Below are 24,912 nucleotides of genomic sequence, written 5' to 3' on the forward strand. Positions count from 1 at the left end.
CCTCATGCGATAATCGCCCGGAGATCAACCTGTTTGTGGAGGAGCCTACCTGATGGCATTGACCGACGCCCTGTCTGCAGCTCAGCAGTACGAGCCGCAACTATTTCATGATCTGCTCGAACTCCTGCGCATCCCCAGTGTCAGCACCGTGCTGGCTGCCCAGTCCGAGGTGCAACGCGCCGCGGACTGGGTCTGCGCCTATCTGCAAGAGATCGGCCTGGAACATGTGCAAACGCTGGAAACCAACCGTAACCCCATCGTGTATGCCGACTGGCTGCACGCGCCCGGTCAGCCCACCGTTCTTTGTTACGGGCATTATGATGTGCAGCCGGCGGACCCCCTGGAGCTTTGGCGCACACCGCCCTTCGAACCGACCATAGATGGGGGCAATGTTTACGCCCGCGGCGCGGCCGACGACAAGGGCCAGTTCATCATCCACCTGGCAGCCATCCGCGCCATCTTGCAGGCCGACGGCCGCCTGCCGGTCAATGTCAAGTTCCTCATCGAAGGTGAAGAAGAAATCGGTAGTCCCAGCCTGGACGCGGTGCTCGACACCTACCACGATATCTTCCAGGCTGACGCGTGCCTCATCTCTGATTCCCATATGCTGGCGCCCGACTGCCCCGTTATCATCACCAGCGTCCGCGGTTTGGTGGCCGTGCATGTGGAAGTAACCGGGCCGGGCAGGGATCTGCACTCCGGCACGTTCGGCGGCGCCGTCCACAACCCGCTGCAGGCGCTGTGTACCATCCTGGCCCGCCTGCACGACGCCGATGGCCGCGTGGCGGTTCCTCATTTCTACGACCGCGTGCGCCCGTTGACCGAGCATGACCGCGCCGCCCTGGCACAGATTCCTTTCACACGCGCCGCCTGGCTGGCCGAAGCCGGCAACCCGCCCGATGATTGGGGCGAACCGGAGTACACCATTAGCGAGCGTACCAGCAGCCGGCCCACCCTCGAAATCAACGGCCTGGCCGGGGGCTTTGCCGGCGATGGCCTCAAGACCGTCCTGCCGTCGCGTGCCATTGCCAAGATCTCCTGTCGCCTGGTGGCCGACCAGGACACGGAGGAGATTCGCAGCCTGCTCAGCGCGACCATCCACGCGCTGGCGCCACCCACGGTGCGTGTCGAGATCAAACCGATCCAGTCTGGCCCAGGGGCCACGGTCAACCTCGATCATCCGGCCATCCAGATAGCCAGCGCCGCCTACGCGGCCGTCTACGGCGTGGCGCCCCTCTTCGTACGCGAGGGCGGCTCCATCCCCATCGTCGCGCTTCTCCAGAATAAGTTCAACATGCCATCGCTCCTGATGGGCTTTGGCCTGCCGGACGATGGGCTGCACAGCCCTAACGAAAAGATGAGCCTGGCTCAAATTCGCCGCGGCGTTGCGACGATTGTCCACTTTTTCTATGGCATGGCGCGCTGACAACAGCCATCCGAACCCTATTCCTGGCCGGCCACGTGACCGGCCAGGAACTAGGCCTGATACTTCTCCGGCTTCAGCACTCCGATGAACGGCAGATTGCGGTACAGTTCATTGAAGTCAAGCCCATAACCCACGACAAACTCATTCGGAATGACGAAGCCCACGTAATCCACCGGCACGTTGGCCTCGCGGCGTCCTTTCTTGTCCAACAGTGAACAGATACACAGCGACGCGGGGTTGCGGGCCAGCAACAGGCGGCGCAGATACGCCAACGTATGCCCGCTGTCAATGATGTCTTCCACAATCAGCACATGACGGCCCTCGATACTCTCTTCCAGATCCTTGATAATCTGCACCGCCCCGGTGGATTGGGTCGAAGCGCCGTAGCTTGACGTGGCCATGAAATCAATCCGATGCGGAACGGTGATCGTACGGATCAGATCGGCCATGAAGACCACACTGCCCTTCAAAACGGCAACCAAAAACAGATCGCGTCCTGCATAGTCCTGGCTGATCTGCGCGCCCAGCGCCTGCACGCGCTCGCTCAGGGCGTCACGTGCAATCAAGACCCGCAGGATGTCGGCTTCTGTGCCCGCCGGGGTACTAACTGCATCTCCCATCATCCAATTCCTCCCCTCTCGATCCCTTGCTTCATTGAACTCCCGTTGCTGCGCTCCCCAGGCAGAGCGATTGAAATCTTACCCTTCAGGTAGATTCCAGGGGCGCAGCGGCCGCACGGGCGGCTGCGCAAGCGGCACCTGCGCCAACGGGCCGTGGGCCTCGACCACATTTGCCGCCACCCAGCCCGCGCCACCGCGGGCGGCACAACAGACCCGCCACCAGCCCGCATCGCCAGCCTGCGCGATGGACCGACCCACGATCAGTAACCGGCGACCAGGAGCCAACTGCTCCAGCACACGATAGGTGACACCCGGCCCTGCGCGCAGGTTGACTCCGCCGCGCGGCACAACCACCTGCGGTGCGGACGGCGTGGGAGCAGGGGTGGCTGTGGGGCGCGGCGGCGAAAGCGGTGCCGGCGCCGCACCTTCCCCATTCTTGTAACGCGCCGCCCATTCCCGCGTCAGGTCAACATAGCGGCTGCCGTAGGCCTGGCTTGGCTCGATGTAGGTTCCTTCGGGCCATTCGTTCCACGACGTGATGATCACCCAGTCCGCGGCGCTTGCCAGGGCGCCATTCCAGGTCTTGGCATAGTAGGCGCCATCCTCGCGGCCACGAATAAAGGCATCACTGCGGCCTGTGCGCGTATCGTTGTAACCAGGCATCACCGTGGCCACCCAAATTTTGCGTCCCCAGGTTTGACTGGCTGCCCGCACACGCCGCCCCCACTTGAGCAACTGCGCGCCAGGATCGGCCGACCAGGCCACGCTGTAGAGATGATGGCCGTCGAAGACCTGCTGAAAGCCAATATCCACCCCCTCGGCGATCCAGAGCGTCTGCCGGCCGGGGTCAACTTCGTCGCGCAGTGCCTGCCAGGCCCCCACCCCGAAGCGCTGCTGGCGCCAGAAGAAGATCACGGGGCGCCCGTCCACGCGTAGATAGGCCGGATGGTTGGCATGCGTCGCCAGCAGTGTACGCAGCGCCTGCGTCACATCACCGCTAGAACCAAAAAATGGCCCCTGCGTTTCGAAGTCAATGGCTATGCGAAAATTTCTTGCGGCCGCCTCATCCAGCAACACGCGCAGGTTGGTCTCGGTCTGGTTGTTCTCGATGCGCGGGCCGTACCAACTGACAACAAACGCATCTATGCCGGCGCTCTGCGCCTGCTCGATCTGCCGCGCCATTGCCCCGCGATCGCGCGAGGTGTAGAGCGTGGCCGGAAAATCTGGAACTTTTTCATTGCGCCAGGTATTTTCATCGAACCAGTTATAATAGAAAGCCAGCACCAGGCGCTCTCCGCCCAGCGCGGCCGGGGAGGCCGCCGCGGCCGGGTGTCCAGCCAGGGCTGAGGGTAGAATCAGGAGCAGCGCCAGCAGCCAGGGCAAGGCGTGGGCCGGGCCGCGCACGCCTGCAAAGAAGCGGGGGAACAGGCAGGGGTGGCGGGGTCTGTTGGTCATTAGTTTGTGCATGATCCTCGTCGTTTGAGTATTGCGAAAACGCTTACGCAATCATTCTACCAAAGGTGACCCAAAGCCCAAAACCGCACGCTGGCGTCGTATGCCGCGGTTTCTGGTTTTCGGTAGGTATCGGGTATAATCTCCTCCCAACCACGCGTGAGGTGAGAAAAAAGATGACGAGGCGTCTGTCAACTCGTGTTGCCCTGTTCGCCATGCCCGTCGCCCTAATTGCTGTCTTCATGGCTCTGATGCAAGTCGGTGTCCTCTCCCCTGGAGTTACCGCCGCCCCTCAATGGATAACGTCCGTCTTCCAACAGGGCCTGTTTGGCTACAATGGGACGCGCGACGCGACCATGAACGCCCGCGACCCGATTACGCCCGACGGCACGCGCGGCGCAGTGACGTTGGAATGGCAGGACTACGAGGAGAACACCAGTCGTGCTCTGCTGTTCTTCGACCTGGCTTCGATTCCGGCAACCGCCACTGTAAGCAGCGCAACCCTGCAATTGACCTTCACCGACCTGACGGTCGAGCGCCCCATCACCGTCACCGCCGCCCCCATGCTGCGCACCTGGCTGGAGTATGAAGCCACCTGGCTGGAGTCCGAAGTGGGCTTGCCCTGGAACAAGGCCGGCGCGGACGGCATTGGCGACGATCGCGGCGAAGCAGGGCCGCTGACCGTCGTACACACCCAAACCTTGACCGTGACTCTCGACCTGCTGGACTTCGTCCAGCAATGGGTCGCGGACGACGCCAGCAACACCGGCCTGATCCTCATGGTCAGCGGCGAACCTGACGAGTATGCCCGCCTGGAACTCGCCAGCCGCGAGCACAGCGTGCAGGGCCTGCGCCCGCGCCTGGAAGTAACTTACAGCACCGATCCCCTGGAGCCAACCTTCACCCCGACCGTAACCGATACGGCCACGGATACCCCCACCCCGACCGATACGGCTACGAATACTCCCACCTCAACGGACACCGCGACGCCTACGCCCACCCCAACGGACACGGCGACGCCTATGCCCACGCCGAGCCTCTGGGTCACCACAACCCTGGTGCAGGGCCAGGATGGTTTCCGTGGCTTCTACGACGCGACGATCACCAGCGGTACTCCCAACACGAACTACGGCGCCCGGCCCGAAACCACACTGAGTTGGATCAGCTATTGGCCTGGCCCCGATGACCGCACGCTGCTGCGCATGGACCTCTGGCAGATTCCTTCCAGCGATACCGTAGCCGAGGCCACGCTCAGCCTGTACGTGACACAGCGCAACCAGGCCACGCCCGCCCGCCTGCGCGTGTGGGGCCTGCTGCGCCACTGGTCCGAAGCCACCGTCACCTGGACGCGCCCCCACACCGAAACCGTGGGGAGCTGGGTCGCGGGCGGCGCGGCCGGCCTGGGCAACGACCGCGAAGCCACCGTCGCGGCCGAGGTCAACATCAACCAGACGAGCGGTTGGGTGCATATCCCAATCACCAATCTGGTCCGCAACTGGGTGGCGTCGCCAGACCGCAATTTCGGTCTGGTGCTGGAGGTCGAGGGCCTGAACTGGGAGAGCGTCTACTATTCCTTTGCCTCTGCCGACAACCCGTCGCCAGAGCTGCGCCCACGTCTCACCGTGCGCCATGCCGATCCGGGGTCGTGGCAGGTCAAACTGGTGCAAGAGGGGCGCTATGGCGAAAGTGTGGCCGACGACGCCTCCATCAGCTATTGGCAACCAACCGTACCCCTGGGCGGCGACTCCAACCTGGTCATGCAATGGCGCAGCAGCCCCAACGACCGCCCAGATACCCAACGCGCGCTCGTCCGCTTCGACCTGGACGATGTGCCCACCACCGCGCGCGTGCGAGAGGCGCAGATGTTCTTCTTCCTCCCGCCGGTCACCCAGGCTGAGCCGGTGCAACTGCGCGGCTGGCGCCTGCTGCGGCCCTGGAACGAAAGCGAAGTCACCTGGCTCAGCCCGGTCAGCGGCGCACCGTGGGGCCTCCCCGGCGCTGATTCCATCGCCCATGATCGCGCCGGTGAGACCAATGCCGACCTCTCGTTTACGCAATCCGACGGCTGGATCGTGCTCGATGTCACCGACCTGGTGCAATTTCAGGTCGCCAACCCTGAGGAGAACTACGGCCTGCTCCTGGCCATCGCCAGCCTCAACGGCACCGATGTGGCCTACGCGCCGCTCAGCTCGCAGAACGGTCAGGTCAATCTGCGCCCGCTGCTGCGCCTGATCTATTCCACCGATCGCCAGCAGCCCACACCGACGCCGACCCCTGCGTCCACCTTCACCCCCTGGCACGAAGTGACCTTGCGCCAGGGCCTCTACGGCTTCACTGACACGCAAGACACGACCATCATCCGCTGGCAGCCCACCACCAACCGCGGCACCTTTTCGCTACTCACGGCCGGCTGGCGGGACGACTTCACCAACCCCGCTGAGGACCAACGCGCCTTGCTGCGCTTTGGCCTCGATACCATCCCCTGGAGCGCCCCCGTGCGCGACGCCACGTTGTCGCTCTACTTCCAATACAGCTCCAATCCGCATCCTGTCCGGCTCAAGGTCTACCGCATGACGCGGCGCTGGTGGGAACAGCAGGCCACCTGGCTGCAGGCCAGCACCGGCGGCCCCTGGCAACAGCCCGGCGCTGATGGCCTCGAAACCGACCGCCTGACCGATCCCACCATCACGCAGGGCATTCTCCAGCCCAATGGTTGGGTCAATCTCGACGTGACTGCCCTGCTGCAATTCTGGCTCGACAATCCGGGGCAGAACTACGGCGTCATGCTGATGATCGAAGGGCTGGACGGCCAAACCGTCTATTACGACATGCGCAGTGGCACGCACTGGCAGGTAGATACCCGCCCCACGTTGCGCTTTGCCTACACCACCGACCCCGCCGTGCCCACTGCTACCAGCACGCCCACCTACACCCCCACGCCGACACCGCTCAACACCCCGACGCCGGACTACTGGCAGACCCTGGTTCTACAACAGGGCAGCGGTTTCAGCGGCATGCACGACGCGGACATCGAGATGTATGCGCCTGACACCAACAATGGCAGCGGCGCCTACCTGGACGTGCGCTGGTCCAACGACCTTTGGCCGGCTGCCGCCGACATGAAGGCGCTGATTCACTTCGACCTCAGCGCTCTGCCGTCAGGCGCTGTGGTCCAACAAGCCACCCTGAAGATGTACCAGGTCAGCCGCAGCAACGTCACCCCCATGAACCTGTCAGTCTACCGGGTCTTGCGCGCCTGGTGGGAAACCGAAGTCACCTGGAACCGCGCCATGCAGGGCGCCGAAGGCCCGCAGCCCTGGGCCAGGCCAGGGGTCGGCGGTGTCAACAGCGACCGCGAACGCGAGCCAAGCGGACACACGCTCATTGACAGCTATGCTGGCTGGCGCGTCTTCGATATGACGAACATCGTGCAGTTGTGGGTCAATCAACCGGCCACGAACCGCGGCCTGCTGTTGGAGGGCAAGACAGACAACAACGACACGGTTCTGGTCAGCTTCGCCAGCAGTGAGTATGGCCGCGATGTCACCTTGCGCCCGAGCCTGAGCCTGGTCTACACCACACATGGCTCGGTGCCGACCCCGACCGCCACGGCTACCCACACATCCACCCCGCTGCCCACCGCGACCCCAACTGCCACGCCGTCGGCCACCCCCATCTACAATCCCGACGCCCACACGTTGACCTTGCAGCAGGGTGTGCGCGGCTACTTTGGTACGAACGATTTCTGGATGGGCGCCGGTTCACCGTCTACCACCCATGCGCTTGAGCCGATCCTGCGCATTGGCTCAAGTTCGCATGACACCGTCGCCCGCGCAGTGATCTCCTTCAACCAGGAACTGTTGCCGCCCAATGCCGACATCCTGGGAGCCTGGCTTGAGCTCTACCTCAACGATCGTTCCAACGATGCGCCCCTGGCGGTCAGCGTTCACGTGATGCGTCGTGGCTGGGCCGCGGCCGCCGCCACCTGGCAGCAGGCCAACGCCGGTCAGGCCTGGAATCTTCCCGGCGCCAGCAGCCCAGCCGACCATGACCCTCAGCCCCTCGACATCCAAAATCTACCCTCACAGCCCGGGTGGCTGCGCTGGGATGTCACTCAGGCCATCAGGCGCTGGCTGGTCGAACCAACCGCCAACTACGGATTTCTGTTCAAGGGTGATGGGCCAACCAGCGTCCAGGTTGGCTTCAACAGCGCAGAGCGCATCTGGTCCGGCGCGATACCTACGGCAGGTCGCCCGCGGCTAGTCATTGTGTACCGCACACCATAACCTGAGAACGAGCGATTTCGTCAGCATGTGTACCCCGCCGTCACCTCGAAGGGGAGAAGAGGAGAAGAGGAGAAGAGGATGAAGAAGATGAGAGGAGAGAGGTAGTGGCTATTGCAGATGATTTGAAACAACTGCTGACCCAGCCCACGCGGCTTGAACAACTAGGCATCCCTGCATCCATCATCACAGACCTGATCTATCGTCTGTTGTTCAATGAAGGGGAGGTCAACGTCGGTCGTTTCGTAGAGATTCTGCGCGTGCATCCGCAAATCGTTGACCAGGTGCTCTCGGAACTGTCGCACGAACACCTGGTTGAAGTGGTACGCGCCGGCGCCCTCCGTTTCAGTTACACCTATCGTCTAACCGACGAGGGCGGCAGGCGCGCCCGTGATTCCGTGGATCGCACCCAGTACGTCGGGCCAGCACCGGTGGACGCAGAAGCCTACAAGCGCTCAGTGTTGCTCCAAACCACCAACAAACAGCGCGTCAACCAGGCCCAGGTCAAACAGGCGCTCAGTCATCTCATATTGCCAGAAAGCTTTCATCGCAAAATTGGCCCGGCCATCAACGCCGGCTCATCGCTCTTTCTCTACGGGCCACCTGGTAACGGCAAGACGACCGTGGCCCAGGCCGTCGCCAAGCTGATCGCCAATACCGAGCCGATTTGGATTCCCTACGCCATCTGCATGGGTGGCCAGATCATCCAGGTGTTCGATCCGCTCGTCCACGTGCCGATCAAAGCCGACCCCAACGACCCGCAGGCCGCACGCCTGAACGCCGGTGTAGATCGGCGCTGGGGCCTCTTTCAACGGCCCTCCGTCATGGTCGGCGGCGAGCTGCGCATGGAAGCCCTCGAACTGCGCTACGAGCCGGTCGCCAAATTCTACGAGGCGCCCCTGCAGCTCAAAGCCAACGCCGGCATGTTCTTGATTGACGACTTCGGCCGCCAGCAGATGAGTCCGCAAGAGCTGCTGAATCGCTGGATCGTGCCGTTGGAAAGTGGGATTGACTTCTTGCGTCTGCGCTCCGGCCAAACCATGGAAGTCCCATTCCGCCAGTTGATCGTCTTCTCGACCAACCTGGACCCCAGTGAGTTGGTGGATGGCGCATTTCTGCGCCGCATTCAGATGAAGGTTGAAGTGGCAGGTCCCGATGAAAAAACCTTCCGCCAGATCTTCATCAAGGTTTGCCAGGTCTTCGACGTGCCCTTCGACGAAGCCGGATTCAATCACATCCTGCAAAAGTGGTATCGGGATGCCCGTCGCCCCATCCAGTCTGTTCATGCGCGCGACATCATCAAGACCATCCTCTCTATCTCTGATTACACCGATTCACCCCCGCGCCTGGTGCCGGAGATGATTGACGAAGCCTGCAGTTCCTACTTCGTGGACAACCACAGCGCCGATTGACGCCCTGCGGACGGACCGGGAGTCCTCACCTCAACCCCCGACCCCTTCTCCTCTCCGCGCGGCGGAGAGGAGAAGGGGGGAAGAGGGCGGCTGTCTTTGTAGGTCTACCGCCGCCGCCTGTCAGGCATTGGCTCGCCTGGGAAGAGAAGGGGGGAAGAGGGCGGCTGTCTTTGTAGGTCCGGCCTCCTGGCCGGACGGCTTTGGGGCAGGAGCGTGTGATCTGGTGCAGAGAGCGCCGTCACGCCGGAGACGTGACCTACGGGCGACGATGCTATTTTCAGGTCAGCGTTGCCAGGGCCAGCGTCGCGGCTTGGCCGCGTCCTCCGCGGCGGTGTCTTCTTCTCGCTCTTCCAACAGTGGGATTGACTCCTGCGGTTCCGTCCCCATCGGCGCCTCGCTCATCCCCATCACCGGCAGATCGTCAAGGTCCAGGGGCCGCGTAGCGTCCTCCCGCGCCGGCTCCAACGTGGCCGTCGCTACTGGTGCGGGCAGGGCCAGCGGCGGCGCAGCATCTTCAGGCGAAGGCAACTGCGCCGCCCCGCGCTGGTAGATGTTCATGAAAACCGGCGCGGCCACGGCCAGCGGAATCGTCCGCCGCACCGGCACCACGCTGGTTTCCCACAACTGGCGCAGGGCCACGTAATCCCACGCGGCCGAGATGATGCCCTCGGTCGTTTCCGCGCCCACTTCGGCCATGATGCCCGTGTAGCGGTTGGTGAATTCCAGCGGCGCGCAGATGGCGCTGCGCCCGATGAACGGTTCGGACTCGCCCGGCGTGAATGGGTTGTAGCCAACGATGAAGCTGATCGCACCGTACAGATGGTTTTCCTGCACCCGTGCCAGCAGCCCGGCGCGCATGCGGTGGTAAAGGGCCGGTTCGCTGCAAGCTCCCAGGCTGATGATCATCTCTGCGCCCTGGTAAGCAAGCAGGCGCCCCGCCTCCGGATAAAGCACATCTGGCCCCAGGAGCAGGCCCAGGCGCCCGACCGGTGTGGCAATCGCCGTCCAACCGTCGCCTGCTTCGGCCAGCGCCGTATTTTCGGCCACCATCACCACCCGTGACTGCTGCCCGAGCACCGTGCCTTGCGGCCCAAACACCGTCGCCACATTACGAATACCACCATCGGTGCTGTCCACGGCGTACAGACTGCCGGCGACGATGGTCGCACTGAACTCCTGGGCCAGGCGTCCGAACAAATCGGCATAGCTGTCCCACAGGGTGTGGCTGTTCTGGTTGAGCAAGCGGCCCAGCTCACGTTGAAAATCGGAGCCAAGCAGGCCGGCCGTGCCAGAAGCCATCTTGCTGCGCGCGCGCTCCCAGAATCCGGCGCGGTTCTGGCGGCCGCGATCCGCCTGCTTGAGCAGGCCGGCCCGCAGGCTGTTCAGCAGCGGTGGCGCCGCCATCATGCCGGCCAGTTCGGGAAAAATAATCAACTGCGCGCCTTTTGCCTGCGCCACGCGCAGGAAGCGCCGCAGCTCATGCTCGAAATCGGCCAGATCGGCCGGCAGCCGCATCTTCTGTTGAACGACACAAACGATTACGTTATCCATCGGATTGAACCCCGCACGTCAAGAACAGGCTTGCGCCTCACGGCCCAGCGCCAGGCCGGCGTCAAAGGCCCTCTGCCACGAATTGTAACATGCCCCCATGCACAATCAAAATGTCACCGCTTGACATTCACCCCAACGCCAGCCATACTTGACGCTGACGCGCCCCTGGATGTATGATTAGCTTCCTGCACTCTACAGCCGGACCAGTTAGAATTGGTTGATCCCCAGATGATTGTGCTGACCTCCTGACCGGCGCGGTCGCCAATCCCCCTTTCCCCCAATCCCCTATCCCCCAAAAAAGGAGATTACGATGGACGACAGTTTTGCAGCACCTTCCACCCATTCGCCAAGCAGTTCCCCGCCCAGGTTCTATCTCTTCCTGATCGTCGTGCTCCTGCTTGGCGCGGCGCTGGTGGCAACCACGCGCATCCGCGCGCAGGAGACAGGCAGCAGCCTGTTGCGCCTGCAATGGGCCACCTTTGATCCGCGCGAGGTTGAGCAAAAGATGCCCGCCGGCGCCCTCGGCCTGGTGGACCCGGAGAAAGCGCCCTATCAGATCGTGCAGTTCCGCGGCCCCATCGAAGAGGCGTGGAAAACCGAGCTGGCCGGCGCCGGACTGGAACCGCTGATCTACATCCCTGATTATGCGTTTGTGGTACGGGTGCATGGCGAGGCCAGCCTGGCGCAGGCGCGCCAGATGCCGCAGGTGCGCTGGATCGGGGCCTACTACCCGGCCTTCAAGCTCAGCCCGGCTCTGACCGCGGAAGCAGCGTCAGCCAACGCCGCGCTCGATCTGCGCGTGCTCGGCTTTCCCGGCGAAAATCAGGACAGCCTGCTCGCAACCCTCAGCGGACTGGGCGCGCAGGTCAGTACAGCCTCTGACCACGGCTGGGGGCCTGTGCTGCGCCTGCGCCTGAGCGCCGATTCGCTACCCGCCCTGGCCCAGGTGGATGCGGTGCAGTGGATCGAGCCGGTTTACCCCGTGACGTTGAGCAACGATGTCGGTCGCGGCATCATGAACGTCAACCTGGCCTGGCAGCGCATGACCGCCCAGGGCGTCAACCTCTTCGGGCAGGGTCAGATCGTGGGCGTGGCCGATTCCGGTCTCGACACCGGCAGCCTCGGCACCATCAGCGCCGATTTCGCCGGCCGCATCGTCAGCACCTATGCCCTGGGGCGCACCAACAACTGGAGCGATCCGAGCGCGCACGGCACGCACGTGGCCGGCTCGGTGCTGGGCAATGGCGTCAATTCGGGCAGCAATCCGGCAACTCATACTTACGCTGCATCCTTTGCCGGCGTCGCACCTGAAGCCCAGCTCGTCTTCCAATCTCTGCAGGACTCCAGCGGTGGCCTGGGCGGCATTCCCGACGACCTCAACGACCTCTTCCAGGTGGCGTACAACGACGGCGCACGCATCCACACCAACAGTTGGGGCGGCCCCACCGGGTCAGCAGGCAATCCTTATGGCGGTTATACCGCAAACGCGCAGGAGGTGGATCAATTCACCTGGACGCACCAGGACATGGTGATCCTCTTCGCCGCGGGCAATGAAGGCACCGACCAAAACGGCAACGGCGTGATTGACCCCGACTCCATGGCCTCGCCGGGCACGGCCAAGAATGCAATCACCGTCGGCGCCAGCGAGAATCTGCGCAGCAGCGGCGGCTACAACCCCGGCGGGGCGTGCAGCCTGTGGGGCAACTGTTGGCCGGGCGATTTCAGCGCCAACCCCATCAGCTCTGACCGCCTTTCGGACAACGCCGAAGGGCTGGCCGGCTTCTCCAGCCGCGGACCAACCGACGATACCCGCATCAAGCCTGACATCGTCGCGCCCGGCACCAACATCGTCTCGGTGCGCTCACACGGCGCCGGCGCGGGCACAGGCTGGGGCGTCTACGATAGCAATTACCTCTACGAGGGCGGCACCAGCATGGCCACGCCGCTGACCGCCGGCGCCACCGCGCTGGTGCGCCAGTGGATCATCAGCGTGCGCGGCATCGCCAATCCCCTGGCCGCGCTGGTCAAGGCCGCGCTGATCAACGGCGCACACAACATGGCGCCTGGCCAGTACGGCAGCGGCACGACCCAGGAAGTGCCCAACGGTCGCCCCAACAGCGTCACCGGTTGGGGCCGCGTGGACGTGGCCGCCAGCGTCAAGCCTGACTCGCCGATCCAAATCGTGCTGAAGAACGACACCGCCGGCCTGGCGACAGGCGGCGTCAGAACCTACCAGATGACCATCAACAACGCGGCGGCCGCCGCAGCCGATGTGGCCGCAGTTGACAGCCGTGGCGGAGCACGCCCCGTCGCCTATGCACCGGCCGCCGAGATGCTGATCAACGGCGGCTTCGAGCAGTATCACAACGGCTGGACCGAAACCACCCAGGTGCCTACGCCCATCATCAACCATGCCAACGACCTGCCTGTGGCGCCGCACAGCGGCAGCTACGCGGCCTGGCTCGGCGGCTATCATGACGCCGACGACCAGCTCTTCCAATCGGTCAATGTCTCGGCCGCGGCCACCGGCGCCACCCTGGGATTCTGGTACTGGTCCACCACCGACGAAAGCGGCGCCGGCTTCGATTACTTCGCGCTGCAGATCATTGACCCGGTCAACGGCTCGCACTACGTGGACGCGGTAGACATTGACGCGGTGCCGCCCACCGATGCCTGGCAGTACGCCAGCTACACCCTGACCCCCAGCCAGGTGACGGCCATCCGCGGCAAGACGGTGCGCGTGCGCTTCCGCGTCGTCACCGATGGCAGCGTCCTTTCCAGCTTCTTCATTGACGATGTCAGCTTCGATGTGCAAAGCGGCCCGCCGGCCACTGCTACCGTCACACCAACCCCCACCGCCACCCCGATTAGCGGCGGCGGCCCCCTGCGCATCACCCTGGCCTGGTTGGACTACCCCGCCAATCCCGGCACTACGCACGCCCTCGTCAATGACCTGGATCTGGAAGTGACCGGGCCCACCGGCACGGTCTACCACGGCAACGGCGGCGGGTCGGCCGACCGCAACAATGTGATCGAAACCGTCTTCCTGGACAACGCACCCAGCGGCGCCTACACCGTGCGCGTCAAGGGCTTCAACGTGCCCCAGGGCAGCGCACAGCCGTTTGGTCTGGTTGCCAGCGGCAAGAACCTGACCGAAGGCGGCGGCGCAGCCACGGCCACACCCACCCCCACGCGCACGCGTACCCCAACGCCAACGCCCACCGGCGGCGCTTCGCAGCGACGCAGCTACCTGCCCTACGTCGCACCGTAACACAAGCCTCCGGCTTGTTTGTTACCGCGTCATCTTTGGTACACGGATTTTCACAGATCAACACAGACACGAAAGCGATCAGTGTCAATCTGTGTCAATCCGTGTACCTCTCCTGTCTGGCAAGAAATGTCAGGTATCGCGGCCGCACTCGTGGTAGACTGGCGTTCAGATCATCCGACGATCGCTCGGCCCACAGCCGGGAACCTGGCTGGCCATCGGTGACCTGGCAGCAAACGCGTCCGGGAACCAAATGCGTGCGCAGTGTCAGCGCAGGGCCACTACTTATGGCGCCATCCCGACGCGAAACGACACTTATCCCAGCACCGGCGCCCTCCGGTGCTTTCTGAATTAGTTATCCCGCTTCCCTAAGGAGAGTACCATGTCTCACCCAATCCCGGTTCGTACCCTACTGCTGAGCCTCTGCCTCAGCCTGCTCATCTGCGCGCCCGTCCAGGCCGGTGATGATCCAACCGCCCAACCTGGCGCGCCAGAAAACCCGACCACCCTGCCCTACCCGATCCTGTTTGTCGCACAACCGCCCATCCGTTCGGACTTCACCACCATCGGCTCCACCTTCGGCAACCAGGGCACCGACATGTCAGCCGTCGCCCGTGGCGGCGACCTCTGGATCCGCTATCCGGACGGTAGTCTCAAGAACCTGACGGCCGCGGCCGGCTACGGTGCGCCCAGCGCGTTCCAGGGCGCCACCGCCATCGCCGTGCGTGATCCGGCTGTGCATTGGAGCGGTAGCAAAGCCCTCTTCAGCATGGTGATTGGCGCGCCCACGCAGCGCTACCAGTGGATTACCGTCTATTGGCAACTCTACGAGATCACCGGCCTGGGGCCTGCCGACACCCCGATCATTACCCTGGTGCCCAATCAGCCGGCCAACTTCAACAACATCTACCCGCTCTACGCCAGCAACGAGCGCATCATCTTTGTCTCGGACCGGCCACGCGATGGCGCGGCGCATCTTTACCCCCAGCGTGACGAGTACGAACTGGCGCCCACCAACACCGGACTCTGGAGCCTTGATCCCCAGACCGGCGACCTGCGCCTGCTCAACCACGCGCCCTCCGGCGATTTCGGTCCCATCATTGACAGCTTCGGCCGCGTGCTCTTCACCCAGTGGGATCACCTGCAGCGTGACCAACAGGCCGACGCCGACGCCAACTATGGCACCGGCGCCAACTGCGCCAGCAGCTACTACGGCACCTTCAACTATTCTGATGAATCGGCCGCGGCCGTGCGCCTCGATGACCGCAGCGAAGTTTACCCGGAGCCGCGCCCCTGTCGCGGTGATCTGCTCGGCGGCACCAACCTGGCCGGACACACCTTCAACCAGTTCTTCCCCTGGCAAATCAACGAGGATGGCAGCGAAGGCGAGACCATCAACCACTTGGGGCGCCACGAACTGGCCGGCTGGATCCCGCGGGCGCTGACCGATGACCCCAACCTGATTGACTACTACGGGCAGATCGGCCGCTTCAACCCCAATCTGATCAACAACATGTTCCAAATCAAGGAAGACCCCCTGCACCCCGGCGCCTACTACGGTGTGGACGCGCCCGAATTCAGCACGCACGCCTCCGGCCAGGTCATCAGCATGACGGTACCGCCCGGGCTCGATGCCGATCATGTCGCCGTGACCTACGTAACCCATCGCGCCACCGCCAGCTATCGCCAGGATAACGACCCGCCCAACCCCAATCACTCCGGTCACTACCGTGAGCCGCTGCCCCTTGCTGATGGCACCCTGCTCGCCGTGCATACGCCGGAAACACGCGCCGAAGGCAACCAGGGCGGGCCACATGACACCCGCTATGATTTTCGCCTCAAGACCCTAACCCTCGGCGCCAACGGCTACTGGGTCGGCGGCCAATTGCTCACCACCGGCATCACCAAGACCCTGGGCTACTGGTCGCCCGACGAGTACATTAGCTACAGCGGCCCCCTCTGGGAGCTCAACCCGGTTGAAGTTCGGCCGCGGCCCATCCCCAGCCGTCCCACACCGCCGCTGGCTGCGCCCGAGCAGCAGATGTTCGATCAGGCCGGCGTCACGGTGGCGGAGCTGCGCGCCTACCTGGTGCAAAACCAGCTCGCCCTCGCTGTCAGCCGCAACGTGACCACCCGCGACGACCTGGATAAACAGCAGCCGTTCAACCTGCGAGTGCCCGGCGGCGCGCAGACCCTGGGCACAGGCGGGCGCATCTACGACCTGGGCCATCTGCAATTCTTCCAGGCCGATCAACTGCGCGGCTTCAGCGGCTGCTGTGGCGAGACGCCTTTCCCCGGTCGCCGCGTGCTTGCCCAACCCCTGCACGACGCCGCCGCGCTCAACAGCAACCCACTGACCGGCGGTCCCACTGGCAGCGTCGCCGTCGCGCTCGATGGCTCGACCGCGGCCTTTGTTCCCGCCCGCCGCGCCATGACCTGGCAACTGACCGACGGCAGCGGCGCCAGCGTCATTCGCGAACGCTACTGGATCACCTTCCAGCCCGGCGAGGTGCGCGTCTGCACTTCCTGCCACGGCCTGAACACCACCGACCAGGCCGGGCAACTGCCGCCCGCCAATCCACCGCAAGCCCTGCTGCAACTGCTGCAATACTGGAAGGCTCAGCACAATGCCACCGCAACCCCCACCCCCCTCAGCGCCACGCCGACCGCGACCCCCACGCCGGCGGTCGTCACCGTTACGCCCACGAGCACCGGCGTGCCCGCATCGGCAACCCCCACGCCGTCGCCCACGGCAGCGCCCGTCACCCCGCCGCCCACGCCCAACCTACCGCCCGATCATCCACGGCTGTGGCTGCGCCCGGCTGACCTACCGCGCCTGCGCGCCTGGGCCGTGCCGTCCAACCCCATCTACGCCCAGGGCATTCAGGCCCTCGCGCTCGACTACAAAGCGCGCATGGACGATGGCCGCCTGTTCACCGAAGACTGCGGCTGCACCTTCGGCGCCTACTATGCGTACCCCGTCGAATGGGGCGCGGAACTGTTCGCCTTCATGTCGTTGATTGAAAACAGCCCGGCAATCCGTGCTGACTACGCGCAACGCGCCCGCACCCTGCTCATGACCATCATGGATCAGGCGGTGCTTGGCCCCACCCCGGAGGACAGCCATTACCGGGGCGCCAACTTCTCTACCAATATGCGCTCCCTCTTCTTCGGCGAGGCCTTCCCACTCACCGTTGACTGGATCTACCCCTCGCTGACGGCGCAAGACAAGGTCACCATTCGCACCGTCTTCTTGCGCTGGCTCAACGAGAATCTGGTCGCCACCACCTCCGGTCTCGATCACCCAGAGCCGGTGTGGCTGCTGAACAACCCGGCCCTGCTCGCGGATTCGGACCGCTTCCGCACCGCGGCCAACAATTTCTTCGATGCGCACATGAACCAGATCGGCCTGATGGCGATGTCCCTGGACGCGGCCGATGATCCGGGCAATCCAAACGTGGTTGGGGATCAGGTGCAGGATTACCTGGCGGATGCCACCGGCGCCTGGCTCTACATGCACCGTCAACTGACCCTCAGCCAGGCTGGCGGCGGCATCTCGCCCGAAGGCGCTGCCTATGGCCCCACCGGCCTCGGTCGCGCGGCCGAACTGATGCTGGCCCTCAACACGGCCGGCCAGGCCGATCCCGCCGTCTGGGGGCCGCAGGTGCAATTGGACGGCGATCCCTTCTGGGACGCGGTCATCCCCGGCCACATGCAGTTGCTCAGCCCCGTGCCCAGCATCCTGCCAGGGTTGGAGTACATGGGGCCGGTCCATCTGCCCACCGATTTTGGCGATGCGCAGGATGTCTGGATGCGCGACACGATGACCCTCTTCGGCGCCCTCGGCCTCTACGCCGATTATCGCGGCGATAGCGCCCGCCGCGACGCCATCCGCTGGGCGCAGACTCACCTGGCGCCCGGCGGCGCCGCACACCTCGTTCAGCGCGCCGGCGATTTCAACCATGTGCGCGACTGTGTGCTCTACTTCATGCTGTTCGATCCGGCCGCCGCTCCAGTCGCAGATCCACGCCCGGCCCTGCCCACCGAGTATCTTGCGCCGGGCGTCGGGCTGCTCTCGGCCCGCACCGGCTGGGATGCCCAGGCGCGCTGGTTCACCTACAAGCTGGGCTGGAACAGCATTGACCACCAACAGGGCACGGGCAATATGTTCGAGTTCTACCGCAAGGGCGAATGGCTGACCAAGCAATGGGCCGGCTACGGCGTTTTCTCGGGCAACTCCGACTACAAGAACACCCTGGCTCTGCAAAACGACCCGCCGAACACCGGTATCAGCTTCTGGCAGGCCAACTACGCGCACGGCTCGCAGTACGCCTATGGCCCAGGCGGCGATCCTACCTGGCTCGCGCACAGCCTGGCGCCGCATTATGTCTACGCCAGCGGCGACGCTGCCAATCTCTACAACAACCCGGACGCCAACTCCAGCGCCATCCTGCAGGCGCAGCGCGCCATCGTCTGGCTCAAGCCTGACACTATCGTGGTTTACGACCGCGCCGCGTCAGCCAGCGCCAACCGCTTCAAGCGCTTTTGGCTCATGCTGCCGGCCGCGCCGATCATCGTTGGACATCACGTCACCGTCACCACTGCCGGCGCGCAGACCCTCGCTGTGGACACGCTCCTGCCCACCACGGCCACCCTGAGCTTCGACAACAGCGTTCCCAACGGCGCCGGCTACGATGAAACAGCGGTCGGCGAAATGATGCACTATCGCCTGCAGGTGGAAGCGCCGGGCGGCCCGGCCGCGGTTCGCTTCTTACACGTGTTGCAGGGCCTGGACGCGGGCGCGGCGCCCGCGCCGGTGACCGCCGTGCAAAGCGCCAGCGGCATCCCCTACGCTGGCGCGATCATCAGCGATACCGCCGTCCTGTTTCCCGTCAACTTTGGCGACAGTGGCGCGTTCAGCGTCAGCCTGCCGGCCACTGTCACCGCCTTCTTGATCACCGGCCTGCTGCCCAATGCCGGCGTCACGCTGACCGTGCAGCCGGCCGGCGCCGGCCAGACACTCAGCGTGACGCCCGGCGGCCAAACCTACCGCGCCGATGGCGGCGGCGTCCTGGCCCTGGGGCGCCTGGCCTCGCCGGCCTGCGTAGACCAAAATCAGGACGGCCGCAGCGGCGCCGATGATGTGCAACAGGTGGCCGGTCGTTGGAACACCCATCTCCTCACCCCTGGCTGGGATGCCAGCCTCGATCTGAACTACGACGGGCAAATTGACCTGCTCGATGTCACGCTGGCCGCATCCGCCTGGGATCAGGCGTGTACGGTCAACCAGATTTGGTAGGAAATGTCAAGTCTCGTCATGCTTTCATGCTTTCATGCTTTCCTTGACAGACTATCAGCACCCGCGGCATGGGTGGCACAGAGGGAGCCAAAGTCAGTGTTCTTACAGAATCGCCGACCGTGGTCTGTTATAATCTCGTTACGTTCCCGAATGTTTGTACCACAGTCCCTACCATCCCGTCGTCAACCCACCAGGTGGGCGTACTCCAAGGTCATCACCGCCACATGACGCCCAAACACAGAAACCAGGCACTGGCAACTGCAAGGAGGCAGCGAACGACCTATCGAACAACATTTGGCTGACCCCTCGGATCTTTACCACGTGTCCCCTCATGCCCCCTCATATAAAGTCCAAAGACGATTGTCGGTTTCCCGCTTGGTGATGATAGCGAGGCAAGCCGGCGCGTCGAGTTTAGTTTGCATCTGTCACAGGAGGATCGTATGAGTCTCTTTAGTCGTCGCTTGCGGGCCATGAGTCTGGCCCTGATCGTCATGGTCGTCTTGGCGGGCATGCCGCTTTATGCGCAGCGCAGCCAGGAGGGCTTCGTTTCCACCGAAAACGCTGGTACCGCAGTGGCTGCGGCGCCGTTTGAAGAAGTCGCAGAGTGGTCGGACAAGATGCCAGAATTGAGCAGCGAACAGCAGGCTCAGTTGGATTTCAACATTGACCGCGTCAATCTGCCGGGACCAGCCCGTGATCTCGACTCTGCCGAGGCCAGCGATGGTCTGCAGTTGGACGTCGCCCCGGCCGCTGATTCCGAGACCACGTTGGCCGAAGCGGCCAACGCCGACAAGGCGCCGCTGGCGCCTGGCGATGCCCAGCTCTATCGTAACGTTGCCTTCGGCGGCACCATCCCCAGTGGCAATAAGTCGAACGTGCTCGAGCCCAGCCTGGGCGTCGGCGGCAAGTACGCCTTCTACAGTGGCAACTGGTTTGCCGCGCGTTCTGTTAACGGCGGCTCGACGTGGAGCTACATCAACGCGTACACCAACATGTCCGACTTCTGCTGTGACCAGATTGTGCAGTACGACAAGGCGCGTGACATGTTCCTGTGGCTGCGCCAGGGCGTAGCCAACGGCTCCGGCGTCAATCGCTTCCGCCTGAGCGTCTCCACCAACGGCGCGGCCTCCTTCTGCGCCTATGACTTTTACCCCACCAACACCAACGCTGGCTGGACCAACCAATGGTGGGACTATCCGCACATCCAATTGGGCGCAGACTACGCGTACATCGCTTACAACATGTTCAACGCCAACAGTTCCTGGACGCGCACGGTAATGCTGCGTCTCCCGCTGGATGCCCTGCGCTCCTGTTCCGGGTTCAGCTACAACTACCTCTCCAGCACCTCGTGGTTCACCTTCGTGCCGGTGCAGGGCGCGGACCATGTCATGTACTTTGCGTCCAACAACCCGACCAGCTCGCCCTACAACCGCATCAGCATCTGGCGCTGGCCGGAGAATTCGACGAGCACCTACCAGGTCATCAACAGCGTGGCGGCGTGGACGTATGGCAGCAGCCATCAGTGCGGCAGCAGCAGCGGCAACTGGATGGGCCGCTCCAGCGACCGCCTCTTGGCCGGCGCACGCTACGAACTGCACCACGCCAACCTCAACGTCAACGGCCGTAAGATTCTCGGCTGGTGGTGGAATGTGCAGCAGGGCGGCAATTTCACGCAGCCCTACATTGATGGCTACGCGGTCTACGAAGACACCATGACGCAGGTCAGCGGTAGCCAGGGACGGCCCTACATCTGGAGCTCCAGCTACTGCTACGGCTACCCCAGCGTGGCGGCCAATGCACGCGGCGACCTGGGCATCGTCATGGACTACGCGCAGAGTAGTGATAGCTGGAAGTCGCGCGTCGGCTACATCATCGCCGATGATTTCACCAACGCGCCGCCAGGCTTCAGCCTCCATGGCGTCATCTCCAGCAGCGCGCGCCCCTCTGACAACAAATGGGGCGACTACAACACGGTGCGCGTCTTCCAACCCGGTCAAAATAACTGGGTGGCCGGCGCTCACTACATCCCCGGCAGCACCAACTGCAGCGTCTGCAGCGCCCCGGTCTACTTTGCCTTTGGCCGCTCACGCGACTACTACAACTGGAGCCGCTGGGCTGGCTACTAAACCCTGAGATAGACCTAAGATGGCGGCGGCCCCTCGCCCGCCTCCTGAGCCACTGACGGACCAGAAGTCCGGCGTCGCACATGCGACGCCGGACTTTTCTGTGGCCTGCGCCGTGCGTCCGCAATTGAACAAATCGCGCCAGGCAAGCGTCTTGGACGCGGCTCAACGAGAGTGAGACTTCGGAAGTCTGCAAGACTTCGGCAGTCTGCGAGTCAATCATCCAAAGGAGTCAGTACAACATGATGACAACAAGACAGTGGAGCACTTTCAAGATGTGTACCATCGCCAATATCGTGGCGCTTGCCCTGGGCGCCTGCACCTTCCAGGCCCCCATGAGCAATACCGGCGGTCAAGCCGACCAAACCGGCTGCCCCACACCCACGGCTGTGATCGGAGATAGCCTCGGCGCTGAAGAGAGCGGGCAGGCCAACGCCAGCCCTGTCGGCGTAGACGACCTGACCGTTGCCGCAGGGCCAACCGAACAACTCAGCCCGGCGGAACGCGAGGCAATACTGGACCGAGTCAATCAAGGCCCAGCCCGGCCTGACAGCGCAGATACTGCGTCGGTTCCTCCTGTACCTGGCACCGAATCTCACCCCGGAGACGCAACCACAGCCGATGCAGCCACCGACCTCGATGTTGCGCCCACGCCCACCCCCTGCCCGTAGTCCGCGCTTTGGTCACGCCTCGGGCGCGACGGCCGTCCGTTGCCCATTCGGCATCGCGCCAGAGGCGCTGACCACCGATAATTTGGCGGTTGTGTTACTCCATGTTATAATCGCCAATCGTGCGTCAACACGGCAATAAACCATGTGCGAAGTCTGACCCGGCGGCCCATGCCACCGGGTTCCGCTTGTCATAAAGGGCCTGCTGCGACCGGGACTGCAAGCGTCAGAGATCATTCGACGCAAGACCAAAAAATGGCAAAGACAGACCGTAGGAATCATAAGAAGAAAGGGTCATCATGACGAATACTTTGATGCTTTCAGTAGAGCAAGAACAACTGCGCAGCGACATGCCGGCGCTGAGAATCGGTGACACGGTCAAGGTGCATCAGCGCATCATCGAAGGCAACCGCGAGCGTGTGCAGATTTTTCAGGGCGTCATCATGCGCCTGCAGGGCGGCAGCGGTGTCAATTCATCGTTCACCGTACGCCGCATTGCCTCGCACGGCATTGGCGTCGAGCGCACGTTTCTGTCGCACTCGCCCCGCCTGGACAAGATCGAAGTCCTGCGGCACAGCAAGGTGCGCCGTGCCCAGCTTTACTTCCTACGTGAGCGCCGCGGCAAGTCCGCCCGCCTGCGTGAGCTGCGCGACTAGTCCGTCGTCGCCGCTCGTTCGCCGGGGTGCGGGGTGCCTTTCACTTCGCCAAGCGTGAGAGCGCAGGGATGTTCCCTGCGCTTTGTTTTTGGAGCGCGCAACTATGCCTGACCTGAGCGAAGAAACCCGGCTCTGGCAACTGGGCTACGGCACCGTGGCCGGGCTGGATGAGGTGGGCCGCGGGGCGCTGGCCGGGCCGGTGGTCGCAGCCGCCGTGGTCTTGCCCATCCTAAGCGATGTGCCGCCGGCGCTGGCTGAGGTCAATGACTCCAAGCAGTTGAGTACACGCCAACGGCAGCGCCTGGCCGTCGCCATTCACCGGGTTGCGCGTGGTGTAGGTGTCGGTCATGTGGCCGCCGCTGAGATTGACAGGATTGGCATCGTGGCGGCAACCCGGCAAGCGATGCAGCTCGCGCTCGCACAATTGCATGCCCTCGGCATGCCGGCCGATTTTCTGTTGATTGATTTCTTGACCCTGGAGCTTCCGGTGCCACAAAAAGGAATTGTCAGAGGGGACAGTTGCTCGCTCTCGATTGCCGCGGCCTCGATCGTGGCCAAGGTCACGCGCGACCGCTGGCTGACCGCTCTGCACGACACCTTTCCGGCCTACGATTTTGCGCACAACAAGGGCTATGGCACGCCTGCGCACTTGCGAGCGCTGGCCACCGTCGGTCCGTGTCCTGAGCATCGGCTGAGCTTTCGTCGCGTGCTGCCAACGCCCCAACCGCCGGCAACTTGGGCGGTAGAGCAGCAGGCATGACCACCGCACGCCAGGGGCTGGGCGCTCGCGGTGAATTATTGGCGGCCGCCGAACTGCAACGCCAGGGTTACACGATCCGAGCCACCAACTGGCGCTGCCGTTTTGGCGAAATTGACCTGGTGGGGGAGGATGCCGGCGTCCTGGCTTTCGTCGAAGTGCGTACCCGGCGCGGCGCCGCCTTCGGCACACCCGAAGAATCGGTCACGCCCGCCAAGCAGGCGCGCCTGGTTGCCACCGCGCAGACCTATGTCCAAACCACCGGCTGGACCGGCGCCTGGCGCATTGACGTCGTCGCCATTGTGCTCGATCACGCCGGTCACCTGCAGCGCATCACGGTGCTCCAAAATGTCGTCGGAGAATGAGACACGCCCGCCCGCCCCCGCCCTGCCTCCGCTGATTGCCGTGGTGGGACCGACCGCCGTGGGCAAGACGGCCCTGGCCATCCGGCTGGCGTTGGCCCTGGACGGTGAAATTGTCTCGGCTGACTCGCGCCAGGTTTACCAGGGGATGGACATTGGCACCGCCAAGTCTACCGCCGCCGAACGAGCATTGGTGCCCCATCATCTGCTGGACATCGCGCCGCCGGAGCAGGCGCTGACCCTGGCTGAGTTTCGGGACCTGGCCTACCAAGCGATTGATGATATTCTGCGCCGCGGGCGCTTGCCCTTCCTGGTGGGCGGCAGCGGCCAGTATGTGCGGGCCGTGCTGGAAGGTTGGACGCTGACCGCGATCGCGCCTGACCCTGACCTGCGCCTCCGCCTGGAAGCGGACGCGATCCGGCACGGGGCCGCGGCGCTGCATGAACGCCTGGCTGTGCTCGATCCGGTTGCCGCGGCGGCCATAGATGGGCGCAACGTGCGCCGCGTCATTCGGGCGTTGGAAGTGTGCCTGACCAGTACACAGCCCATCAGCCAATTGCAGACGCGACAGCCGCCGCCCTATCGGGTCTGGCAGGTTGGCCTGCAGCGGCCCGTCGCTGATCTCTACGCACGCCTCGATGCGCGGGTGGATGCTATGTTGGCCCAGGGGCTGGTGGCCGAGGTGCAGCAGGTGCGCCAGCGCGTGCTCGGACTTGGCTTGCAAGCGACCCAGCCGGCGCTGACTGGCCTGGGCTATCGGGAGATTGGGCAATACCTGGTCGGTGATTTGACCCTGGATGCGGCCGTGGTGGAAATCAAACGCAACACCCGCCGCTTCGTGCGCCAGCAACGCAACTGGTTCCGTGCCACCAACCCGGCCATTCACTGGTATGAAGCGGAACCCGACCCGACGGCCCGCATCCTGGCTGGCATCCACGGCTGGCTGACCGCGAGCGCCCTGCGCGCCGATGAGTGCTGACATTGGCGCCGATGATTTTATTATGTAAACAAGCGAGAGACACGAAAGCGAGAACC

14 protein-coding genes are annotated in these 24,912 nt (G+C 63.9%); 11 read left to right on the plus strand and 3 right to left on the minus strand.

The genetic code is table 11. The features are described from left to right. Positions 1-52: 52 nt before the first annotated feature. Positions 53-1,426: a dipeptidase gene (locus tag IPF85_RS00985; RefSeq protein ID WP_343406192.1), complete on the plus strand. Its 1,374-nt coding sequence runs from the start codon at positions 53-55 to the stop codon at positions 1,424-1,426. 50 nt (positions 1,427-1,476) lie between these two features. Here the strand turns inward: IPF85_RS00985 and hpt are convergent, their stop codons facing one another. After that, positions 1,477-2,049 (minus strand): hypoxanthine phosphoribosyltransferase, encoded by a 573-nt coding sequence (hpt, locus tag IPF85_RS00990; protein ID WP_343406193.1) that lies wholly within the window; start codon positions 2,047-2,049, stop codon positions 1,477-1,479. Between the two features lie 75 nt (positions 2,050-2,124). Further along, the gene (locus tag IPF85_RS00995; protein WP_343406194.1) at positions 2,125-3,501 is read right to left on the minus strand and encodes an endo-1,3-alpha-glucanase family glycosylhydrolase; all 1,377 of its coding nucleotides are present in this window, start codon (positions 3,499-3,501) and stop codon (positions 2,125-2,127) included. Between the two features lie 173 nt (positions 3,502-3,674). Here IPF85_RS00995 and IPF85_RS01000 point away from each other — a divergent pair, with 173 nt between their 5' ends. Together IPF85_RS01000 and IPF85_RS01005 are read left to right on the plus strand one after the other, a co-directional pair. Next, positions 3,675-7,784, plus strand: coding sequence for a DNRLRE domain-containing protein (locus IPF85_RS01000; protein WP_343406195.1), 4,110 nt, complete (start codon positions 3,675-3,677; stop codon positions 7,782-7,784). Between the two features lie 104 nt (positions 7,785-7,888). Beyond that, positions 7,889-9,193: an AAA family ATPase gene (locus IPF85_RS01005; RefSeq protein ID WP_343406196.1), complete on the plus strand. Its 1,305-nt coding sequence runs from the start codon at positions 7,889-7,891 to the stop codon at positions 9,191-9,193. Positions 9,194-9,475: 282 nt separating this feature from the next. Here IPF85_RS01005 and IPF85_RS01010 read toward each other — a convergent pair whose 3' ends face one another. Then, entirely contained in the window at positions 9,476-10,744 is a 1,269-nt protein-coding gene (locus tag IPF85_RS01010) for a nitrilase-related carbon-nitrogen hydrolase (protein WP_343406197.1), read from the minus strand. A 310-nt stretch (positions 10,745-11,054) separates the two neighbouring features. On the opposite strand from IPF85_RS01010, the gene IPF85_RS01015 reads away from it, so the two are divergent. From IPF85_RS01015 to miaA, 8 genes are all read left to right on the plus strand, one after another. Beyond that, entirely contained in the window at positions 11,055-14,015 is a 2,961-nt protein-coding gene (locus IPF85_RS01015; protein WP_343406198.1) for a S8 family serine peptidase, read from the plus strand. Between the two features lie 379 nt (positions 14,016-14,394). Further along, entirely contained in the window at positions 14,395-19,311 is a 4,917-nt protein-coding gene (locus IPF85_RS01020; RefSeq protein ID WP_343406199.1) for a hypothetical protein, read from the plus strand. A 440-nt stretch (positions 19,312-19,751) separates the two neighbouring features. Beyond that, complete coding sequence (locus IPF85_RS01025) at positions 19,752-21,437, plus strand: hypothetical protein (RefSeq protein ID WP_343406200.1); 1,686 nt, start codon at positions 19,752-19,754, stop codon at positions 21,435-21,437. A 239-nt stretch (positions 21,438-21,676) separates the two neighbouring features. Next, the gene (locus tag IPF85_RS01030; protein WP_343406201.1) at positions 21,677-22,105 is read left to right on the plus strand and encodes a hypothetical protein; all 429 of its coding nucleotides are present in this window, start codon (positions 21,677-21,679) and stop codon (positions 22,103-22,105) included. Between the two features lie 296 nt (positions 22,106-22,401). After that, on the plus strand, positions 22,402-22,758 hold the full coding sequence (rplS, locus tag IPF85_RS01035; protein ID WP_343406202.1) for a 50S ribosomal protein L19: 357 nt from the start codon (positions 22,402-22,404) through the stop codon (positions 22,756-22,758). Positions 22,759-22,861: 103 nt separating this feature from the next. Continuing rightward, positions 22,862-23,518, plus strand: coding sequence for a ribonuclease HII (locus tag IPF85_RS01040; RefSeq protein ID WP_343406203.1), 657 nt, complete (start codon positions 22,862-22,864; stop codon positions 23,516-23,518). After that, positions 23,515-23,880 carry a YraN family protein gene (locus tag IPF85_RS01045; protein ID WP_343406204.1) on the plus strand — a complete coding sequence of 122 codons (366 nt, stop codon included), beginning with the start codon at positions 23,515-23,517 and terminating at the stop codon, positions 23,878-23,880. Before IPF85_RS01040 ends, IPF85_RS01045 begins: the two co-directional genes overlap by 4 nt. Beyond that, complete coding sequence (miaA, locus tag IPF85_RS01050) at positions 23,864-24,856, plus strand: tRNA (adenosine(37)-N6)-dimethylallyltransferase MiaA (protein WP_343406205.1); 993 nt, start codon at positions 23,864-23,866, stop codon at positions 24,854-24,856. The genes IPF85_RS01045 and miaA overlap by 17 nt, the downstream gene beginning before the upstream one ends. Positions 24,857-24,912: the final 56 nt, after the last annotated feature.

The sequence above is a fragment of the Candidatus Amarolinea dominans genome, from assembly GCF_016704685.1.
GTDB lineage: Bacteria > Chloroflexota > Anaerolineae > SSC4 > Amarolineaceae > Amarolinea > Amarolinea dominans.